The 21,574-nt window shown below is 51.5% G+C and carries 17 protein-coding genes; 6 read left to right on the forward strand and 11 right to left on the reverse strand.

Features of this window, described 5'->3' with window-relative positions:
• Nucleotides 1-138: 138 nt before the first annotated feature.
• The 3 genes from AC4QZR_RS04195 to AC4QZR_RS04205 all read right to left on the reverse strand — a co-directional run bounded on the left by AC4QZR_RS04195 (nt 139) and on the right by AC4QZR_RS04205 (nt 3,493).
• Nucleotides 139-1,524: an FAD-dependent oxidoreductase gene (locus AC4QZR_RS04195; protein WP_494479758.1), complete on the reverse strand. Its 1,386-nt coding sequence runs from the start codon at nt 1,522-1,524 to the stop codon at nt 139-141.
• A 77-nt stretch (nt 1,525-1,601) separates the two neighbouring features.
• The gene (locus AC4QZR_RS04200) at nt 1,602-2,201 is read right to left on the reverse strand and encodes an alpha-ketoglutarate-dependent dioxygenase AlkB family protein (protein WP_494479759.1); all 600 of its coding nucleotides are present in this window, start codon (nt 2,199-2,201) and stop codon (nt 1,602-1,604) included.
• A complete protein-coding gene (locus tag AC4QZR_RS04205; RefSeq protein ID WP_494479760.1) occupies nt 2,198-3,493 on the reverse strand; it encodes a cation:proton antiporter in 1,296 nt (431 codons plus the stop codon). The genes AC4QZR_RS04200 and AC4QZR_RS04205 overlap by 4 nt, the downstream gene beginning before the upstream one ends.
• Nucleotides 3,494-3,619: 126 nt before the next feature.
• Between AC4QZR_RS04205 and AC4QZR_RS04210 the strand changes: the two genes are divergently transcribed.
• Entirely contained in the window at nt 3,620-5,008 is a 1,389-nt protein-coding gene (locus AC4QZR_RS04210) for an alanine/glycine:cation symporter family protein (RefSeq protein ID WP_494479761.1), read from the forward strand.
• A 146-nt stretch (nt 5,009-5,154) separates the two neighbouring features.
• On the opposite strand, the gene AC4QZR_RS04215 is transcribed toward AC4QZR_RS04210, so the two are convergent.
• The 7 genes from AC4QZR_RS04215 to AC4QZR_RS04245 form a co-directional block, all read right to left on the reverse strand.
• A complete protein-coding gene (locus AC4QZR_RS04215) occupies nt 5,155-6,096 on the reverse strand; it encodes a mechanosensitive ion channel family protein (RefSeq protein ID WP_253401198.1) in 942 nt (313 codons plus the stop codon).
• A gap of 47 nt (nt 6,097-6,143) precedes the next feature.
• Nucleotides 6,144-8,384 (reverse strand): monovalent cation:proton antiporter family protein, encoded by a 2,241-nt coding sequence (locus tag AC4QZR_RS04220; RefSeq protein WP_494479762.1) that lies wholly within the window; start codon nt 8,382-8,384, stop codon nt 6,144-6,146.
• Nucleotides 8,385-8,570: 186 nt separating this feature from the next.
• The gene (locus AC4QZR_RS04225) at nt 8,571-9,896 is read right to left on the reverse strand and encodes a mechanosensitive ion channel family protein (protein WP_494479763.1); all 1,326 of its coding nucleotides are present in this window, start codon (nt 9,894-9,896) and stop codon (nt 8,571-8,573) included.
• Between the two features lie 451 nt (nt 9,897-10,347).
• Nucleotides 10,348-11,625 (reverse strand): kynureninase, encoded by a 1,278-nt coding sequence (kynU, locus tag AC4QZR_RS04230; RefSeq protein ID WP_494479764.1) that lies wholly within the window; start codon nt 11,623-11,625, stop codon nt 10,348-10,350.
• A gap of 117 nt (nt 11,626-11,742) precedes the next feature.
• Nucleotides 11,743-12,822: a hypothetical protein gene (locus AC4QZR_RS04235; protein ID WP_494479765.1), complete on the reverse strand. Its 1,080-nt coding sequence runs from the start codon at nt 12,820-12,822 to the stop codon at nt 11,743-11,745.
• Nucleotides 12,823-12,992: 170 nt separating this feature from the next.
• Entirely contained in the window at nt 12,993-14,081 is a 1,089-nt protein-coding gene (locus AC4QZR_RS04240) for an amidohydrolase family protein (RefSeq protein ID WP_494479766.1), read from the reverse strand.
• Between the two features lie 650 nt (nt 14,082-14,731).
• Nucleotides 14,732-15,259, reverse strand: coding sequence for a 3-hydroxyanthranilate 3,4-dioxygenase (locus AC4QZR_RS04245; protein ID WP_494479767.1), 528 nt, complete (start codon nt 15,257-15,259; stop codon nt 14,732-14,734).
• Between the two features lie 121 nt (nt 15,260-15,380).
• Here AC4QZR_RS04245 and AC4QZR_RS04250 point away from each other — a divergent pair, with 121 nt between their 5' ends.
• From AC4QZR_RS04250 to AC4QZR_RS04270, 5 genes are all read left to right on the forward strand, one after another.
• Nucleotides 15,381-16,169 carry an SDR family oxidoreductase gene (locus AC4QZR_RS04250; protein WP_494479768.1) on the forward strand — a complete coding sequence of 263 codons (789 nt, stop codon included), beginning with the start codon at nt 15,381-15,383 and terminating at the stop codon, nt 16,167-16,169.
• 41 nt (nt 16,170-16,210) lie between these two features.
• Nucleotides 16,211-16,687 (forward strand): hypothetical protein, encoded by a 477-nt coding sequence (locus AC4QZR_RS04255; protein ID WP_494479769.1) that lies wholly within the window; start codon nt 16,211-16,213, stop codon nt 16,685-16,687.
• Between the two features lie 45 nt (nt 16,688-16,732).
• On the forward strand, nt 16,733-18,178 hold the full coding sequence (locus AC4QZR_RS04260) for an aldehyde dehydrogenase (protein ID WP_494479770.1): 1,446 nt from the start codon (nt 16,733-16,735) through the stop codon (nt 18,176-18,178).
• Nucleotides 18,179-18,422: 244 nt separating this feature from the next.
• Nucleotides 18,423-19,694 (forward strand): chloride channel protein, encoded by a 1,272-nt coding sequence (locus AC4QZR_RS04265; RefSeq protein WP_494479771.1) that lies wholly within the window; start codon nt 18,423-18,425, stop codon nt 19,692-19,694.
• 120 nt (nt 19,695-19,814) lie between these two features.
• Nucleotides 19,815-20,651, forward strand: a complete 837-nt coding sequence (locus tag AC4QZR_RS04270; protein ID WP_494479772.1) for a RelA/SpoT domain-containing protein — start codon at nt 19,815-19,817, stop codon at nt 20,649-20,651.
• Between the two features lies 1 nt (nt 20,652).
• On the opposite strand, the gene AC4QZR_RS04275 is transcribed toward AC4QZR_RS04270, so the two are convergent.
• Nucleotides 20,653-21,453, reverse strand: coding sequence for a YybH family protein (locus tag AC4QZR_RS04275; protein WP_494479773.1), 801 nt, complete (start codon nt 21,451-21,453; stop codon nt 20,653-20,655).
• Nucleotides 21,454-21,574 lie beyond the last annotated feature (121 nt).

The raw sequence follows: 21,574 nt of genomic DNA on the forward strand, positions 1-21,574 counted from the left end.
TATACCTCTCCTGCCATAGCCGGCTGGATTTTTAATTCTATCTCCAGAATGCCTGTGCACCTTTGAGTCGAAGTTTAGCGGCTAGAAAAAGGAACGTACAGGCATTCTGGTTTCAGACTAGTTACAGGAACAAGTCCCCTATACCTCCTGCGACTGATAACCCTTCAGCTTCTCTTTCTCCACCAATTGTTTTTCCAGTAGTTTCTGCACTTCCGGCTTGTCGAAGTCTTCCACGGTTTTGATGTGCTTCATCACCTTTTTCATAATGGCGTCCTGCAGGCGGCCGGTTTCCAGGGCGTAGGAGTACGGCAGGTCGGTGAAGGTGACCATGGAGTAGAGCGGAATCCACTTGTCCGGGTATTGCTGGTTGATCTTGCCCTCAATCTTTTTGCGAAGTAGGAAGCGCGGGTCGGCCACCTTGTCGCGCATCTCAATGAAGTTCATCACGGCCAGGTCGGCGATGGCGTCGGCGTCGGGTTTGCGTTGGAGCTCAAACTTCTTAAACAGGCTTTCCCAATCTCCGTCAAAGTTTTCGAGCATTTGGTCAAGCACGGTGATGTCCTCAAAACCAGCGTTCATCCCCTGCCCGTAGAACGGCACCACCGCATGGCTGGCGTCACCTATCAGCAAGGCCTTGTCTTCAAACGACCACGGGAAGCACTTTACCGTCACCAACGAACCGATGGGGTTGGAGAAATAATCCTCCGCCAGGTTAGGCATTAATGGGACAGCATCCGGGAAGGTTTGCAGGAAGAAGTTGAGCAGGTCATCGTCGGTTTTGATGCTCTCAAAAGAAAGCGCACCTTCGTAGGGGAAAAACAAGGTACAGGTAAAGCTGCCGTCCAGGTTGGGCAGGGCAATCATCATGTAGTTGCCACGCGGCCAGATGTGCAGGGCGTGTTTTTCCAGTAGCCAGCCACCGCCTGCTGCCGCAGGTATAGTCAGCTCTTTGTAGCCGTACTCGAGGTAGCTCTGGGAGTAATTGTAGCGCTCGGTTTTCTGCATGGCGTTGCGCACCATCGAGAAAGCGCCGTCAGCCCCGAAAAGCAGTTCTGTCTGCAGTTCCTCCAATCCGCCTGTTTCGTGGTTGCGCAGTGTGGCTTTGTTCCGGTGCAGGTCCAGGTCGAGGAGTTGGCGGTTGAAGTGGTAGGTGATGTTGGGGTTCGGCTCCGACAAATCCATCAGGGCGGCGTTCAATCCGGCACGCGATACCGAGTAAATAGACTGCCCCTCTTTGCCGTAGGGCTGAAACGTGAGGTTGCCCTGCTCGTCGTGCATCATGCGGCCGTGCATAGGTATAGCCACTTTGCGCACCGCCTCTTCTATACCTATGCCGCGCAACGCCCGGAAACCGCGGTCGCTCAGAGCGAGGTTAATCGAACGGCCACCATCTAGCAGAGTCTTACGCATGTCGGGCCGGCGTTCGTAAATATCCACTTTATGGCCGCGCTTGGCCAGGTATAGCGACAAAAGCGAACCAACCAGTCCGGCTCCCATGATGGTGATGTTCTTTCTCTCGGCCATAGTGCAAGGGTATAGATTTCCTATTCGTAAAGAAACGTTTTCCAATCGGGAAAGGCAATACTCGGCGCCAATATACCTTAACCCACAATGGTACGGAAAGTCAGGTTGATGCGGGGCGCGATGGGGCGGCTGGTTTTGGGAAGCTGATGCTGCCAATGCTGCTGCGTTGCACCCTGCATCAACAGCAAACTGCCATGTTGCAGGGTGAGTTTAACCGTAGGCAGGTCTTTGTGTTTGCGGTGCCGGAAAGCGAATCCCCGTTCTCCGCCAAAACTAATGGAGGCGATACCCGGCCCGAGCATTTTCTCGTCGTCTGAATGCCAGCCCATGCTGTCCTGCCCGTGCCGGTAGTAGTTTAGCAGCACACTGTTATACCTGTCACCGGAGGCGGCTTCTACCCGCTCCTTCAGTTCCAACAGCACAGGCATCCAGGGCTGGGGGGCATTGTACAGGCCAGAATAGGTATAGCCTTTGTCGCCGTACCAGGCCGTAAGTCGTGGCAGAGGCAGTTGCTTGCCAAACATTCTGATTTCCTCCTGTTGCCAGTCGATTTCTTTGGTCAGCCGCTGCAGGTATAGGTCGCTTTCTTCTTTGCTGAAAAAGTGCGGGGCATAGTATACCTCGGCCTCCTGCATATCGAGTCTGGAGAAGACTGTTTGATATGATTTATCTATCATTTGCTACAGCTTGTTTGCGCCGCTGTCCGCATCTTGTTTTTCAGGTATCCCCTTCTGTAAAGAATGCGGCGACGGGTTGAGTCTAAGTAATCCATTACGCGGGAAGCCGTAACACCGTGCAAGATGATTGACACCATTACGATGAAGCCTACAATAGACCAAAGCCTATCCGCGTCGACAAAGTCTATTTTTGACAGAGCGAAGGCAAGGTAGAAAAAAGAGCCGATGCCCCTTATGCCAAAAAAGCTGATGGCCATTTTTTCACGCCAGGAACAACTTACGTTATATATAGCCACCAAACTTGTGAGCTGCCGAATCACAAACAAGAAAGCAAGACTGATAAACACATCATCCCAGGTTAGATGATCCAGTAAACCACTCACCAGGCTGCCTCCAAACAGTATCAGCAGCACAACCATGATGATGCGCTCCACCTGCAGCACAAAATCATGCATTTCTGTGTGGTATTCATTTTCCTCTTCGTAGCTGCTCAGAGTCAGCGCCGCAAAAAAAACTGCCATAAAGCCGTAGCCTCCTATCATCTCGGTTACCCCATACGATACCAGTGTGGCCGACAGCCCTACGAATCCGTCCCTTGTCTTGGGAAAGGCTACTTTCCTGGGGAGGTAAAATATCAGGTAGGCTAGCCCCCGCCCAATCAGATAGCCCATCCCAATGCCAGCCAGAATACGGTATATAAGATCGCGCAGCAACCACTCTAGAAACCAAGATTCGTTGGTGCCCACAGCAACAGCCACTACGATGGCAAGCCAGGTAAATGGGAAGGCCATTCCGTCGTTAAGACCGGCCTCGGCAGTAAGTGAAAAACGCACATCGTCTTCCTCTTTGTCATTAGGAGGTCCTACCTGCACCTGTTCGGCCAGTACTGGGTCTGTAGGTGCCATTACAGCCCCCAATAGTATGGCAGCGGCAGGTGCCAAAGCCAGCAGCCACCATCCAAGGGCTGCCAGAATACCGATTGAAAGCAGCATGGTGACGGTAACCAGCAGGAAAGGGATCTTCCAGTTATGCCAGTTGAATTTACGCCTGATCTTTAACCCTGTGCCCATCAGTGATATGATCACACTCAGCTCCGTCAGGTGCACAGCATAGGTTTCATGCCAGAGCGGGTCAGGCAGCGGCAAGCCAAGCGGCAGCAGGTAAATTACGGCGCCCAAGGCCAGAAAAAGGATTGGGTAAGAAAAGAAGCTTTTCTCCAAAAGCGTGGGCACCCACGCCATTGCTAACGCTGCAAAGCCAATGATCGTAAGGGCGATTATGTATTTATCCATTAAAAGAGGCGACGGAATAAGGCGATGCGAAGAGCAACGTCGCTAAAAGCTGCACTTTGACCTCTTGGCTTACGGAATTCCCGGCAAGGGTACTTATCTTTACAGATAACATCAGCTATAATACCATTGGAAGCATTAGAAAGTTTTTTTGTTGCATTTAGCGACGCCGCATGGGGTATGCCCTTATTGATACTCCTGATGGGCGGCGGCTGCTATTTTATGCTTTACTCGGGTTTCCTACCTTTCCGCTACCTGCGGCACACCATCAACGTGCTGCGAGGCAGATACGACGACCCCAACGACCCCGGCGATATAAACCACTACCAGGCACTGTCGGCTACACTGGCGGCTACTGTGGGTATGGGCAACATCAGCGGCGTAGCAGTGGCCATTGCCATTGGCGGGCCGGGTGTGCTGTTCTGGATGTGGGTGAGCGCCTTTGTTGGAATGGCGACTAAGTTCTTCACCTGCACACTCTCGGTAATGTACCGCGGCTACGACAGCGTAGGCCACCTCGAAGGCGGCCCCATGTATGTGATAGAAACCGGGCTGGGCAAAAAGTGGAAACCGTTGGCTGGGTTGTTCGCTGTGGCTGGCTTATTTGGCACATTGCCGATCTTCCAGGCCAACCAACTCACGCAGGTGGTGCGTGAAGTGCTCCTGGAGCCCCACGGCTATACCACTGCCGACCTGTTCTATACTAACCTTACCATCGGGCTAGGGCTCGTGTTCATCACTTCATTGGTGATTTTTGGAGGTATACAGCGCATTGGCCAGGTGGCGGGTAAAATGGTGCCTAGTATGGTGGTGCTCTACATGCTGGCCGTTTTCTACATCATGTTCGCTAACTATACCGCCATACCGGATGCCTTCGCGCTTATTTTCAGGGATGCCTTCACAGCGCAAACCATGCTGGGCGGCGCAGTGGGTGCCATCATCATAGCCGGTGCGCGCAGGGCAGCTTTCTCAAACGAGGCAGGTATAGGCACGGCCTCTATGATGCACGGCGCCGCCAAAACCGACGAGCCCATCCGCGAAGGACTGGTAGCCATGCTCGGCCCCTTCATCGACACCATTGTGGTGTGTACGCTCACAGGCCTGGCCATTATTATAACGGGCACCTGGCAGACCTCCAATGCCAACGGTGTGACCATGACGGCCACTGCCTTTAATAATGCCATGCCGGGCTTCGGCAGCTATGTGCTGGTGGTCTGTGTTCTGATTTTTGCCTTTACATCGCTCTTTTCTTACTCTTACTACGGCACCAAGTGCTTCAGCTACCTCTTCGGTGCGAAATACAAGCACTATTACAACTACTTTTATGTCCTTACCATCGTGTTCGGCGCCACGGCCACCATCACAGCCGTAATCGCCCTGATCGACGGCATGTATGCCATGATGGCAATCCCGACCATGGTCTCGGCGCTGCTACTATCGCCTAAGGTAATGGCGGCCGCTCGGGATTACTTCAAAAGGATGAAAGAGTTTAAGCAAGTAGAAAAGCAGAAAGTATAGAAGCTCAAGAAAGCTTTATATCTTACTCCTTGAGAATTAAAAAAGACGGAGCCAGTTCCCTTAAAGAACTGGCTCCGTCTTTTTTAGTAGTTAATGGGTTTCTCCTACTTCACAAGGATGTACCCGGCTTTATCCATCCGATACTCTTATTCCATTCCCCTTCTCCCACTCTCCATGTGCTGCATTTCGCTTTCCTGCCCTTCGGTGGCGCTGTAGAAGCGTGTGGTTGGGTAGGCAAAGCGAATATCGGATGTAGCCAGGAACTCCGTCAGAGTATCTTCCCAGATCTTGTTCTCGCTCTCGCGGCGGCCGTTGAGGTTAATAAGGTAGCGCAGCGTGAGCTGTATACCGTTCTCTCTTACTTTGATAAACACTTTGGGGTCGAAGCTCCTGTAAAAGATCAGGTGTTGCTGTGCCTCAATGCGCACGCGCTGTTCCTGTTCTTCGTTTAGTCGCTCGGAGTGGCGCAGGGCAATCTCCTTTAAAATACCCTTGGCTTTTTGCCAGTTACTCTCAAAGGTAATACGCAACTGCACTTCATGCCACAGAAACGGGAAGCCGTAGTTGTAGTTGACCTGCCCCTGCGTGAACACCTGGCTGTTGGGGATATGCACCACGCGGCCTGTGGCCTGCTCCGAATCCACCCACTCGCCCAACTCGTTGATGGTGAACTGGAAAAAGCCGATGTCGATCACGTCGCCGGTATAGAGACCTATTTTGATGCGGTCGCCAACTTTAAAAGGGCGCTTCCAGATCAGGAACACCCAGCCCATCATGTTCAGGATGGGGTCACGGAGCACCACCACCAAACCGACCGAGAAGATACCCAGGAACGTGGTGATGGACTTGAAACCTTCGAACCAGATGTTGGCCAGAAAGATAATGCCCAGCCCCGTTACCACGTAGTTGGTCGTTTTCTTCCACTGGTACAGCTTGCGCGTGTCCGTCTGCTGCCGCGAGGCCAGTCGCAACAGCACCCGGCTGATGATCCAGAGCGCTAGCAATGCGATCACCGACTTCAAAACGTTTTCCTGTATCTGGGCCGACAGGTGGAAGTTTTCCTCTATCCAGTATTCTATGTTACGCATCGTGTTTGTTTCTTTCTCAGGCTAAAATCGTAAAAAAAGCGCTTTTCTCAAACCTTCTGACGGACCGCCTCCAGTTGTCTCACGCGCCACGGGCTACCTACAATCCAAACTATATCGCCCTCCTCAATCACTAACTCCGAGTCGGGGTTAAGGATGCGCCTACCTTTCTTCTCTATACCTACAATCAGGCCCTGCGCTTTCTCACGCACGCCCGATTCACGCACCGTACGGCCATGCAGCATCGAATCAGACGATATAATCAGCTTCTGTAAACCGACTTCTTCCCGGGTGGTTGCGCCGTCCACAGTAGGTATAGACGCCTCTTTTATAAAATCTCCGAAAGCTGCGATTTGCTCGTCTGTGCCGAATACGTAAATTTTATCACCCGGAAATATACGTTCGTCGCCCGCCGGGGCCATGATCGTGCGCTCATCCCGCTCTATAACGGCCACATTGATTCCATATTTTTCGCGTATCTGCAGTTCGATCATGCTCTTGCCCACCACCGCAGCGTTCGGTGCCACTTCAAAACTGGTCAGGTGTGCGTCCCAGGGTACCAAGGTATGGGCCATGCTGCTGGCAGCCGCTATTTCCCGGGCATTCAGATTCGACATAAACCGGTTCTCGATCCGGATGTAGAAGTTCTGAATTCTTTTGGAGAAAAGCACCAGCAGACCAATGATAAGCAGACTCACCACAAGCGCCACCTGCACCGAAACCACCCGGTTGAGCAAAAAGCCAATAACCAGGATGGCTATACCTACCCTGGTGAACTCCAGCACAATAATCAGGCTGCGGTAGTTGCGGTTAGCCCAGATACGGCCCTGTGCCTCTTTTTGCGGATGGTATACGGCCATCGCCCACAGGAAGGGCAGCATAAGAATCAAGGCGATGGTAACCGTAGCCACGCGTCCCCAGATGCCCGGCATGACTTCTTCGGTCATGAAAGGGTATAGGTAGTTTTGAGACAGCAGCACGATCGCCACCAGCAAAACAGAGGACACCACCATGTTGACTACATAAGAGCGCAGCAGTATTTTCCAGTCGCTGGCCGTGCCAATGGACCTGGCACCGGAGCTGTACTCGTTGAGCCGCTTCTTCCACTTTCTCGGCAGCGCCCGCTCCACCACTTCGTAGAGCGGCTCGGACATTTTGATCATATAAGGTGTAGTGAACGTCGTGATAGCCGATACCGCCACTGCCACAGGGTACAGGAAGTCGCTGGTTACCTTGAGCGATAGGCCGAGGGTGGCGATGATGAACGAAAACTCCCCGATCTGCGACACGCTCATACCTGACTGGATGGAGGTTTTGAGTCCCTGCCCCGCTATCAAACCACCACCGCTGATACTCACCAGTTTCCCCACCAGCGTCACGACCGTGATCAGGGCAATCGGCCCGGCGTACTCCACAATCATCGCCGGGTTGATCAGGATGCCCACCGATACAAAAAAGATGGCGCCGAACAGGTCCTTCACAGACATCACTAGGTGCTCGATCTTCTCGGCCTTGGTGGTTTCGGCCAGGATGGAGCCCATGATAAAGGCGCCTAGCGCCGGCGAGAAGCCCACCTGCGCCGCCAGAATCACCATCAGGAAGCAAAGCGCGATGGCAACGATCAGCAGCGTCTCGTCATTCATCAGTTTGCTGGCCTTTTTGAGCAGTGTAGGTATAAGAAAGATGCCCGCCAGAAACCACACCGCCAGAAAAAAGGCGAGTTTGAGCACGGCCAGCAGCATTTCGGTGCCGGCAAACTGCTGGCTCACAGCCAAAGTCGATAGCAGCACCATCAGGAGGATGGCCACGAGGTCTTCTACGATGAGTACCCCAAATACTAGCCCGGCAAAGCGCTTTGACTTCACGCCCAGCTCGTCGAAGGCCCGGATGATAATAGTGGTAGAGGATATGGAAAGGATACCGCCCAAAAACACGCTGTCCATGGTGTTCCAGCCCAGCAGCTTTCCTGTGAGGTAGCCCAGTAATAGCATCACGACCACTTCGACCCCAGCCATGATGGAGGAGGACCCTCCCACTTTCACGAGTTTTTTAAAGCTGAACTCCAAGCCAAGGCTGAACAGCAGGAAAATAACCCCAATCTCGGCCCATACATTGATGTTCTCTATCTCCACTATGGTCGGAAACAGCTTAACGTGCGGCCCCACCAGCAGACCCGCGATGATGTATCCCAGCACCAGCGGCTGCTTCAGTTTCTTAAAAACAAGCGTCATGATGCCGGCTGCACCAAGAATCAACCCGAGGTCCAGGACCAGATTGGGTAGGTGGGTCATATAGTAGTGTCGTACTTAAACATTCGGTCTGAAATCAATACGGAAGCAGGTTGCCAACCTGACAATATACATTAAAAAAAAACGAACGCATGCAGTGCTCCATACCCGGAAATCAGCGGTCAGGCATTTATCTGTTATACTTAACCTGAAGCCGCCGCGATGCATCCTTTTCTAACGACCGAAGTTTTAGTTCTGCATGGTCTCTGCCATGGGGTAGCGCGCACCCGCTGTACCCGTCATATTAAAGTGCAGACTCCGCACATCGTCTGCCGCCGGCATCTCAAACACCTCCAGGTCGAAGTACTTAACCGCCGCCAGCAGGTGGTCAAAAATATCGGCCATGATGCCTTCGTACTCCACCCACACGATGCTGTTGGCGAACAGGTATAGCTCGATCGGCATGCCGGTGGTGGTGGGCTCGAGCTGGCGTACCATCATGATCATTTCTTTGTGGGTGCCCGGATGCTGCTTGATATAGGCATCGATGTACTTTCTGAACACGCCCACGTTGGTCAGGCTGCGGCCGTTAATAAGCAGACTCTTGTCAATTTCGTTCTCTTTGTTGAATCGGCTGATTTCGTTCTGCCGCTCTTCCAGGTAGCTTTTCAGCAACTGAATTTTGCTCAGTTCGGTTACTTCATCGGCTGACAAATAGCGGATGCTCGATATCTTGATGTAGACTGAGCGCTTGATGCGGCGCCCGCCCGAGGTCTGCATGCCCCGCCAGTTTTTGAACGAGTCGGAGATCAGGTAATAAGTAGGTATAGTGGTGATGGTTTTGTCGAAGTTCTGCACTTTCACTGTGGTCAGGTTTATCTCGGTCACTTCGCCGTCTGCGCCATACTTGTCCATGGTTACCCAGTCGCCGATGCGCACCATGTCGTTGGACGACACCTGTATGCTGGCCACAAACCCCATGATAGTGTCTTTGAAGATCAACATCAGAATGGCCGAAGCCGCACCCATCGCCGTGATAAAGGCCCAGGCGTCTTTGCCGGTGAGGGTAGAGAAAATAAGCAGACCGACTATAAAGTACAGGAAGATGGTGATTACCTGCAGGAAACTCTCAATCGGCTTTTCTTTAAAGGTTTCGGTTGTTTTCAGGAAATCCTTGCAGGTCCTCAGCACCGCACGGGCCACCCACATCCACAGCAGGATCAGGTAAATGTCGGTGAACTTGTTAAGGGCCGGAATCCAGGTCGGGAAGTCGGCAAACACAATAGGTATAGCCTGCACTACAATAATGAGCGGCACGATGCGGGCCAGGTATACCACCACCCGGTTGCGTGCCATGAACTCGACCAGCCTGGTGCTGGACTTGGCCGCAAACTTATGGGCGGTGCCCACAAAGATTTTTCTGGCCAAAAAATCAGCCAGGTATATCAAAATGGCTGCCCCCGTAATTAAGGCAAACAGGTTGATGTACATGGCGGCCTGTTCAGGCACTCCTAAGCTCAACAATTGGTCTGATGTCCAGCTACTGATCGCGTCATTCGAATAAGTAGTGTTCATGGTAAGGGGATTAAGAATTTTGGAAATGAATCGGTATAGTGCTGCCAACAGGAAATCTGGAGGCGCAACGCTTCAGGAGCATCTGGCAGGCCTTAGGCTATACCTGTCAACTGGTGGCCACCAGTAATAGTAGCACCTATGCGGGCAGCAATTTAGTATTGACCGCGCTATGCTGCCGGTAATGACCATCGCACTACAAAAGTAGGACTTTTGCTTCTAAAACACAGCTTAAACCTTAATTCCTGGATCGGTTATGCTATGCCAGCGGCAGGCATTCGTTTTTCCTGGTCAGTTCTCCGACATGGTTGGTCATCACAGCGCCATACCTGCGTTATGGGTATAAGAGCGCATCGCATCAAGCTGATGACTGAAGCGGCCGCTGGGAGGTGTCCGCTTCAGTCAGGCAGTTGAAACAGTTTCTATACTGGACTGTGTCTTGCTGCAGGCCGGTTTAACGATGCCCTTCCAGGCAGGCGTGCAGTATTTCGGAGAAGCGGTATACCTCCTCGAAGCTGTTGTAAAGCGGCGTAGGAGCAACACGAATTACGCTCGGCTCCCGGAAATCTACGATAATACCGGCTTCCATCAGTTTATCAAATAGCTCGCGGGCGTTTTGCTTCACAAGGAGCGATATCTGGCAGCCGCGGGCCTGCGGGTCGCGTGGGGTAATCATCTCGAGTACGTCTTTGCTCACCTGCACATCATTAATCAGGAACTCCAAGTAGCCCGTCAGCTTCTCGCTCTTAGCGCGCAGATTCGCTATACCTGCTTCGTCAAAAATCTCAAGCGATGCGCGGTGCACGGCCATTGGCAGAATCTGGGCATTGCTAAGCTGCCAGCCTTCAGCACCAGGTATAGGTATAAAGCCTTTCTTCATCTGGAAGCGCACGCTTGCATCGTGGCCCCACCAGCCGGCAAAGCGCGGCAGATCAGAGTCGTTGGCATGGCGCTCGTGCACGAACACACCCGAGGTACCACCCGGTCCAGAATTGAGGTATTTGTAGGTACACCACACGGCAAAGTCCACATCCCAGTCGTGCAGTTGCATAGGCACGTTGCCGGCAGCATGCGCGAGGTCGAAGCCCACTACAGCGCCCACTTCGTGACCGACTTGCGTGATGGCCTGCATGTCGTATACCTGGCCGGTATAGTAGTTAATGCCACCCATCATCACCAGTGCCAGTTCGTCGCCGTACTCACGAATGCTATTCAGAATATCTTCAGTGCGCAGCGTGTGCTCGCCTTCTCTGGGGAACAACTCCACAATGGCTTCTTCCGGGGTATAGCCATGGAATTTCACCTGTGTCTCAAGCGCATACTGGTCCGACGGAAAAGCCCCGCCTTCCATAATGATCTTGATGCGCTTGCCCTCCGGTCTGTAAAATGACACAAGCATGAGGTGCAGGTTCACGGTGAGCTGGTTCATGATCACCACTTCCTGCGCCTTGGCTCCCACCACACGGGCAGCGCCATCTGTTAGCAACTTATGATAGTTGAACCACGGGTCTTCACCTTTAAAATGTCCCTCTACAGCGTAGTTCGCCCATTTATACATCTCGTTGTCGATGTACATCTGCGCCGACTTTGGCTGCAAACCAAGCGAGTTGCCACAAAAGTAAATAGCGTCGCGGCCGTTTACCTGCGGAAAATAAAAGCGGTCTTTGAAATGCTTAAGCGGGTCGAGGTTATCTTGTTCCTGCGCAAAGGCAAGGCTATTCTGGTAGTTCATTTTTTTGGTGCGGGTGTGGGTGTTATCTAAAGGCGGCGTCAGCCTCCAATTCATCTCCTGCGAAGATAGAAAATAACTGGGCAAAATTTATTAAGCCCCCGCCCGGTAACTGCCATATTACTTCCAGTTTGTCTTACCAAAATCATACTTCAGGCCGAGACTGAATGATCTTGGCAATTCTTCCAGAACTAGCAGGTGGTTGATTTCGGCATAAACAGCCATTCTTGGAAATAGTTTCGATTCGAATCCGAGACCTGGACTAAGGCGGAGTGCAGCCCCGAATCCGTTTTCATTATAGCCTTCTTCAGGGAGACTATAAGACACGTAACCAGCATCCATGAGGTGAACGAGCACATAAGCACTGTATTTTTCTGCTTTCTTAAAGGCCATTTCGTACCGCAAGCCCAAGGCATACGAATGCGCCTTCTCTTCCCCAAATCTATAAGAAGAGTAGTCTATGGACGCCTTAATAGAATGCCTGCTGTGCTTGGAGAAGTAATACTGAAGACCAGCCATATTCCCGTAGCCGCGTGCTTCAATCGGAATGTTCTTGCTGAAGCCATACATGCTGTATTGCGTAAAGAAAACCCAGTTCGGTTCTTTCCCGGCTTTCTTATCACCTTGCCACTCGTAGCTAGCCTCCCCCTGGTTGTATTCCCGAATTATCTTAGTCAGACTACCCTCTTTCAAAGTTGTCTTCTCCAACTGCTGCACAATGTCCATGCGGTCATACATCAGCGAACTGAGCGTGCCGATGTACTTATGGTCTTTCCGCAAATACTTTTTGCCACCCTGGTTCTCATACACGCTGTTATTCTCAAGTCTATGCAGTGCATTGTCTTTGGATACATAGTAGTATTCTGATGAATTCTCTTCTCTTTTATAGATTGAAACCTTAGGCGACTCGATCAGCACTTTCAGCACCAGCGAGATACTATCAGCATTCGTTTTATAGCGTCTAGCAACAAACCTTTCACCGTTATCGAGCTTTATCTCAGAAATCTGCTCTGCAGTAAATACTTGCTTGGCACCCTGCTCACCGGAGAGGCGTATTTCATTGGGCTCGTCGTAAAAATAAGTGATGGATCCTGTCAGGTTATCTCCATTTTTCAGGGCTATTACCCCCTTTTGGCTTTGGATCTGGGCATAGAGAGCAACCGGAAAGAATAGAAGAAAGAGTATAAGTTTGAGTTTCATAAAAAAGGTAGGATTATAATTTTCGGGCACAAATATAATCCAACTCCCAGATATTTGCACTATCTACACCGCACATCTTTTGTTATAAAGAGAACATACGGTATACGCAAGTAAAAGAGACCTTTACAGAGGAGAGAATACCGAAATAGTTGCTGAAAAGGAGCCCCGATTTATACCTTAGCCTTCGAAATATCCACTGAGCCCTTCACAAAAAGGCTCTTCTCCAGATTCAGCCATTCCAGGGCGGTGCCGTGCAGCATGCGGTCTTTGGTGGCGCGATCGTAGGGCATAGATTCGATTAATTTGCCGGGCTCCAGTTCGCCGAGCGGGAAAGGATAGTCAGTGCCGAGGGCAATGCTGTTGGCGCCCACCAGATTCACGAGGTACTCCAGCGCCTGAGGGTCGTGTACGAGGGAGTCGAAGTAGAATTTGCCGAGGTACTCGCGGGGGTTCACGTTGTTGTCTATGGCACACAAGTCAGGCCGTACTTCGAAACCGTGGCAGATACGACCGATGGTGGCCGGAAAGGAGCCGCCGCCGTGGGCAAAAGCTACTCGTAGCTTCGGCAAACGCTCGAGCACACCACCGAAAATCATGGAGCAAATGGCTAGGCTGGTTTCTGCGGGCATACCTACGAGCCAGGGCAGCCAGTATTTGCTCATTTTCTCTTTGCCGTACATATCCCAGGGGTGCACAAACACAGCCGCCCCCAGTTCTTCAGCCGCCTGAAATATCGGGAACAGCTCGGGCGCATCCAGGTTCCAGTCGTTGATATGCGAACCGATCTGTATACCTGCCATACCCAGTTCCTTCATGCAGCGCTCCAGCTCTTTAATCGCCAAATCGGGGTCCTGCATCGGAATGGTGCCCAAGCCGATGAAGCGGTCGGGGTAGTCGGCGACTATACCTGCGATGTGGTCGTTGAGCATGCGCGACAGGTCGTAGGTATGCTCCGGCTTTGCCCAGTAGTTGAACATGACCGGCACTGTGCTCAGCACCTGTACGCCCACCTGGTGGTGGCTGCACTCGTGCATGCGCACTTTGGGGTCCCAGCAATTGTCCTGAATCTCACGGAAGAACTTGTCGTCCATCATCATGCGGGCGCAGCACGGTTTGTGGTGCTCCAGCCTCACAAAACCGCCATACCCGTAGCGCTCCCGCAGATCAGGCCACGTAGCGGGCAGGATGTGCGTGTGAATGTCAATCTTGAACAGATTGCTTTCGGCAGGTATGGAGAAGTCAGGCTTTTGGTTTTGCATGCTGGTAAAGGAACGAAAAAGCGGCTATACAGCGTACGGCCAAATCAGGCAATCCAACAATATAAGCATTTTATAGATTCTACGTGAGTTTTGGGGAAGGATTTGTGAATAGCCGGGATCTCCATATAGGACCCCTACCCCAAGGATTTTTAGGATCAAAAAGAATTATCATGATTTCTGCAGAAACTGGGTCTCCCAAGCCTCTCCTTGTCTAAGGTGAGGGATCACGTCATTTCAATCTTCGCCTAAAAACAGGGAAGGAGCTTGTGCACGATTAACATCCCCCTACCCCCTTCAAAGGGGGACTTTGTATAAGTTGCATAGCAAAAAAGCTTAGCTATCGAAACTATACCCAGTCCCTGGGTTGAGCGCCTTGTATTGTTGCGGTGCCCGTAAGGGCAGCCCGGAGCGGAGCGAGGAGCAGCTTCAATACACAGCGCGATGCCCAAGGACGATGCCCCGCTTATATAGAGCCTCTACCCTAGCACAAGCGCCCTAAAGTAAGAGACGAAGCTCCAGGTATAATAGCACTGGTATAGCTGAGGCCAGCAAGTATAATTTGCTGGCTTCAGCAACCGCACTTCTTGCAAATTCCAGATTTCTCACTAGCGTTCGAAATGACAGTGCGTATTTCGGATTGACAAACTACATTATGCTGGCTTCACAGGCGGTTGCAACACCTCACCACACTTCTTGCAAGTCCGCAAATCTTCATTATCCCAGAAGTTATTCATAATCACGGGCAGCTGCGTTACTATGTCCGTTACTTCCGTGAAATCCTCGTGCAGCTTGTTGCCGCAGTTCTCGCAAAACCACATAAAGCCGTCCTTCTCCCCTTCTCTACGGTAGCGTTCAATCACCAGACCGACAGTGTTGGCAGGGCGTTGCGGTGAATGCGGTACCCTTGCTGGCAACAGGAAAATCTCACCCTCTTTGATAGGGATATCCACCGGTTTGCCGTCTTCTATAATCTTCAGCACAATATCGCCTTCCACCTGATAGAAAAACTCCTCGCCTTCGTCATAGTGATAATCCTTGCGGGCGTTGGGACCGCCGACCACCATCACGATAAAGTCGTCGTTGCCTTTGTATACCTGCTGGTTGCCCACAGGTGGCTTCAGTAAATGGCGGTGTTCCTCTATCCACTGTTTGAAATTGAAAGCGCGCTGTATGGCCATAGTTCTATCGGATTAGGTTGATAGCTTGAATGTACGAAAAAGTAGATAGAAATGGTAACTCAGGTATAGCAGGAGCACAGGCTACCGTGTAAGTTTGGAGGCTTTTGCGTACATTTAATTTATGAACTTAGACCTGAACGATAAAAGAGCCATCGTGTGCGGCAGCACGCAAGGTATAGGCAAAGCCATCGCTGTAGAACTGGCACAATTGGGTGCCAGCGTGACACTGGTGGCGCGCAACGAAGCCAAACTACAAGAGGTAGCCCAGGAGCTCGATAACAGCCAGGGCCAGCAACACGACTACCTTGTGGCCGATTTCAGCAAGCCGGAAGAACTGGTGCAGCAACTACAGGTATACCTGCAGCAACACGAGCAGGTGCACATCCTCATCAACAACACAGGCGGGCCAGCAGGCGGCCCAATCATGAATGCCAAGCCGGAAGAGTTTTTGAGCGCTTTTAACATGCACCTGATTAACAACCACAACCTGGCACAAGCAGTCATTCCGCTGATGAAAAAGGCAGGTTACGGTCGCATTATCAATATTATTAGCACGTCGGTGAAGCAGCCCCTACAGAACCTGGGCGTGTCGAACACCATCCGTGGTGCCGTGGCTAGTTGGGCCAAAACTATGGCCAACGAACTGGGTCAGTTCGGCATCACGGTGAACAACGTGCTCCCCGGCGCTACCCGCACTGGTCGTCTGGAATCTATCATCGAGAACAAAGCGAAAAAAACCGAAAGTGCTGTGGATAAGGTAGAAGAAGAGATGATGTCCGAAATCCCAGCCCGCCGCTTCGCCGAACCCGAAGAAGTAGCGGCAGCCGCAGCGTTTTTGGCTACGCCAGCAGCGGCCTATATCAACGGCATCAATGTGCCGGTTGATGGGGGCAGGACGGGGAGTTTGTAGAGATTGTTGATTGTTAATAGTTGATTGTTGTTTTCAAGACAGTGGAATTGCCTCAGCTCAAAAATATACAAAAAGGTATCAGTAAGGGGTTAATCTTAGCATGTAGCTTAATCTGTGCAAGCTGTGGATTAATAGGTGCGGGAAGCTATCCGCATGCAGAGACTTTTGAAATAAAGGCGCCAGAGGCGAAAGTTATACAGGCTGTAATGGATTATAAAGCAAAACACCCTGAAAGTGTTGTCCCATTACATAGTTTAACTGACTACAAAAAAGATAGTACTGACTACTGGTATAACATATACTTTTACTTGCCAGAAACAAACCAGATCGTGCACTGCTGGACAAGGCCTAGCGGTAAAAATGAAACTACTTTTGCAATTGTTGGAATAAATGAAGGCTTAGAGTTAGGTAACTGGAGAAGAGTAAACAGCGACTTTGGTTATTTTGAAAACAGAGAGATACTGAAACATCTGGAAGAAAAGTTTGTAAATCCGATTCAACAAATTGCCCTTCAATAAAACCTACCCTATTTACACATAGATTTTAATTCTTAATTCCTCCTCGTGCAGCACATACATAACTACATAGACGGCCAGTTGGTAATGCCTGTGGCGGGGCAGTACATCGACAACTACAACCCAGCTCTGGGCGAAGTATACTCGCTTATACCTGACTCCGATGAACAGGACGTAGAGCAGGCGGTGCAGGCAGCTTTGAAGGCTTTCCCAGCCTGGTCGAATACACCGGCCGAGAAGCGGGGTCAGATTATGATGCGCATTGCCGACTTGATTGACCAGAACCTGGACAAGCTGGCCGAGGCCGAATCGATAGACAATGGCAAACCGCTGAAGCTGGCGAAGTCGGTGGATATACCTCGGGCGAGTAGCAACATGCGCTTCTACGGCACGGCCATCCAGCATTTCGCTTCGGAGGCGCATTACATGGAGGGCACCGATGCCATTAACTACACCGTGCGCCATCCGCATGGCGTAGTGGGCTGCATTTCGCCCTGGAACCTGCCGCTATACCTGTTCACCTGGAAGATTGCTCCTGCTCTGGCCGCTGGTAACTGTGTGGTGGCGAAGCCCTCTGAAGTGACGCCCATGACAGCTTACATGCTTTCGGAAATATGCATCGAAGCGGGCTTGCCGGCGGGTGTGCTAAATATTGTACATGGCTATGGCCACAAGGTAGGCGCGGCTATGACGGCCCATCCAAAAGTACCCGTTATCTCTTTCACAGGCGGCACGGCCACCGGGCGCACTATCGCGGCTACAGCGGCGCCGATGTTCAAGAAGCTGTCGCTGGAATTGGGCGGCAAGAACCCGAACATCATCTTCGCCGACTGCGATTTCAACAATGCCCTCCATACCTCCACCCATTCCTCTTTCGCTAACCAGGGGCAGATTTGTCTGTGCGGTTCCCGCATTTTCATCGAGCGGCCGCTTTACGAGAAATTCCGCGACGCTTTTGTGGAGAAAGTGAAGGCCATGCAAGTAGGCGACCCGATGGAAGAAGGCTCAAAAATGGGCACGGTGGTATCGGAACAGCACATGCAAAAAGTGCTCTCCTACATCGAACTGGCCAAGCAAGAAGGCGGCACCATCCTGACGGGTGGAAACCAGGTACAGGTAGCGGGACGTTGCCAGAACGGCTGGTTCATAGCCCCGACCATCATCGAAGGACTGCCTTATAACTGCCGCACCAACACGGAAGAGATTTTCGGTCCGGTTGTTACGCTCACTCCTTTCGACACGGAAGAAGAAGTCATTCAATACGCCAACTGCACCGACTACGGCCTCTCTGCCACCATCTGGACGCAGAATCTGCAGCGGGCGCACCGCGTTGCGCACCAGGTACATGCGGGCATCATCTGGGTCAACACCTGGCTCCTGCGCGACCTGCGCACACCTTTCGGCGGTATGAAAAACTCTGGTGTGGGACGTGAGGGCGGTTTTGAGGCACTGCGTTTCTTTACTGAACCGCAGAATGTTTGTGTGAAATTGTAGCTATACCTGTGTTGTCATTGAAAACACGCCCAAGACACAAATCGAAGGCGTCAACATAAGTAGATGCTCTTTCGGATTTATCAATTCGAAAGTAGACTGTAGGGGATTTCCTAATCCCCATGTATCGGCACACGCGGGTCTGGAAATCCGCAGTGGTTAAAATTCGGATAGAAATATCCGAATCAGCATCTTCTGAATCCTTATTGCCTTTACCTCCACCTGATTTTCTCCTTACTTTTGCAGGATGGACTTTAAAAGAAGAAGACTGGCTGTTACGTTACGGAACCAGATTAACTATCCTTTACAGTTTAACCCATTTGTTTTCAGCAAGATTTTCCTGCTGTGGGTAGCTATTGGTATCATGGGAGGCGTGATAGCGGGACTTTACTGGATGGTGCTGGAGGGTTTTATGCATTTTCTTGCGCCAGTGCAAGGGCTCTGGGTTATCCCTTTGATGGCTTCAGCTGGCCTTCTAGCGGGCCTCATTATCCACTACCTCGGCGACCCCGGCGAGATGGACCTCATCGTGAACAACATCCGTTTCAAAGGCGGGCATCTGGAGCCCAAGAACAACCCCTCCATGATTCTATCGTCGTGGCTGTGTATTGCGAGTGGTGGTAGCGCCGGCCCCGAGGCACCGCTGGTACAGGTGGTGGGCTCTACCGGCACCTGGATTGCCAAAAAACTCAAAATCAGGGGCGAAGACCTGCGCTCGCTCACCATTGCAGGTATGGCTTCCGCTTTTACCGCCCTTTTCGGCGCTCCGCTTGGCGGCACCTTGTTTGCCCTCGAAATTCTGCACCATAAACACGTGGTCGAGTATTACCAGGCACTTATACCTGCGTTTGTAGCCAGCTGCTCCAGCTACGTCATATTTATATTGATTACCCATATTGGCATCGGCCCTACCTGGAATTTCCCGGTATACTCCACTCCTGAACTAAACGACTTTTTCTACGCCATGCTGTATGCACTGGCAGGTACGGCAGCGGGCTGGCTGTTTATCTTTACGGTGCGCCAATGCAGAAATATGTTCAGAAAATTCAGCGTGCCGATTTATGTGAAGATGGCTGTGGGTGGTCTGCTGATTGGCACCATCGCCTACTATGTGCCCCTCTCCCGTTACTTCAGTCACGATGAGTTGAACATCCTGCTGGAAGAGCAATTCTCGCTTCAATTCCTGCTCATTTTGCTGGGTGCCAAGATTTTGGCTATCGCTTTCACGGTTACTTCCGGCTGGCGCGGGGGCTTCATTATTCCGTTGTTTTTTGTGGGCGCTACGGTGGGCATGATTGTGAATGCGGCTTTCCCTGGTCAGAACCTGCCTCTGATTATGGTAAGCTGCATGGCGGCCATCAATGCCTGTGTTACCCGCACTCCTATCAGCACCATCATCCTGCTGTCTACCCTGACGGGTTTTCATCATTTCATCCCCATCATGTTTGCCAGTCTGACCGGTTTTTTCCTGGCGCCTAAAACACCGCTCATCAATGCGCAACTAGGCCTGAAAGAATAGAACTTATACCTGTTAAGCTGTGCCATTATCACTTTCAAGCGTAAAACTAGCTAAACGATAGTCTGAAACCGCTTGAGCATGTCTACCCCTTGTGCCACACTTTCCTATATACTCACTGCCTTGGAAACGAGCCAGGAAAACTTGCGTGCACAAGGTATAGACCCGAACTCGCTGGTGGCCATCTACAATGATTTTCTGACTCGGAAAGATGAGCTTAACGCCATCTCCCAGATAACCGCCAATACCTTGCTGCAAGCCCCGGGTGCTCAAGCCATCAGGTATAGGATAAAGGACCCGCTTCACCTGCTCCGCAAAGTCATCCGCAAAAAAGCTGAGTATCCGGAACGGATCATTGACCACCACAGCTACCTCGACTGGATAAATGACCTGGTAGGTATACGGGTGCTATACCTGTACAAAGAATCGTGGCGTAGCCTGGGGCAGTATATAGAGGAGGTATGGCCACTGAAACGCCCGCCGGTCGCTTACATTCACGAGAGCGATACAGGTATGCTTGTGGAGGAACTGGCAAAGGAAGGATGTACTATCCGGCGGCATCCGCTGGGCTACAGGGCAGTCCACTATGTTATCAGTACACAGCCACATCGCCAGCGTTATTTTGTGGAGATACAATTGCGCACGCTTTTCGAGGAGGGCTGGAGCGAGATAGACCATACGGTGCGTTACCCTGACCGCGCCTGCAACGGCTTCGCCAGGGACCTGCTGGCCGTGCTGAACCGCCTCACCGGCAGCGCCGATGACATAGCCACCCTCATTAAGTTATTCTCCGATAAGATGCAGGCAAAAAAATCCGGTCAGTCGACTGCCACGTGGACGCAAGAAGAGCGACAGGAACTTGAGGCCGGGGTAGAAAAACTCCCGGTAACGCCCGAAGAGAGGCAACGGCTGCGCGAGCACATCCGGCAGCTGCCGGGCAGCATCTATCCTGCAGACTAGGCTACTGTTTCTTGTCCGGCACCAGGTTGTGTGCTACCAGTTTCCAGTTGCCGTCTATCGCTTTCCATACCTTCAGGTAATAGCCGGTTTCTTCCTGTTTGCCACTGTTATAGGTATAGCTGCCGTAGGTATAGGCCATATCAGCTGCCGGCGAAACATCGTGCCCGAGGGTGGTATAATTGATGTTTCCGGCAGGCTCTATACGCAGTTCCTTATACCTGACAGGGTACTGACCCGCCCGGTAAATCAGTGTTTCGTCGTCATAAGGCTGCACCCGCAGCACATCTTTTTGCAGTAGATCCTGCGCTATTCCTTTACTTGTTTTAACGCCAGCTGTTGACTTGTAAGCCTCCGGTTTTATCTGATCTACCGGATAAGAGCTCCCGTGGTCAATGGCTACTTTCCACTGCCCGTCAGGCTGTTTCTTCCACACCGACAGGTAAAAGCCTGCTCCTGCCGGCTGCTCATCCGTCGGTTTGGCTCTCACCTCGTAGGGTCCGGTGGTATAGCCCCAGTCCAGGGAGCTGGAGATATCGGCATAAACAGGATACCAGGAGAGTTTGGCGCTGCTTTCCGGCCGACTGCCGTAGCCTTCTTTGCCATTTACCGGCTCAGGCAGAAATACAATCGCGTCATCTGCCAAAAACTCCAAAAAAGCGGCCCGTATGCCTTCTTCCACAGATGTGGTTGCAAAGCTTATTTCAGCTTCTACCAGCTCAGCAAGCGCTTTATCACGGTTCTGACCCATACCCTGAAAAGCATAGAGTACGAACGGCAAGATTAGGAAGAGTAGTTTTTTCATAGTGCACAGATATAGCCATCATAAATTTAGCAGATATCCGCTGTGAACCTGCAACTTATCACTTATTTTATTAAGCGATTCACTTATAATATTGCCTCTTTAAAACGAAAAGGCCCGCCAT

Source organism: Pontibacter sp. YIM B11418, from assembly GCF_059278805.1.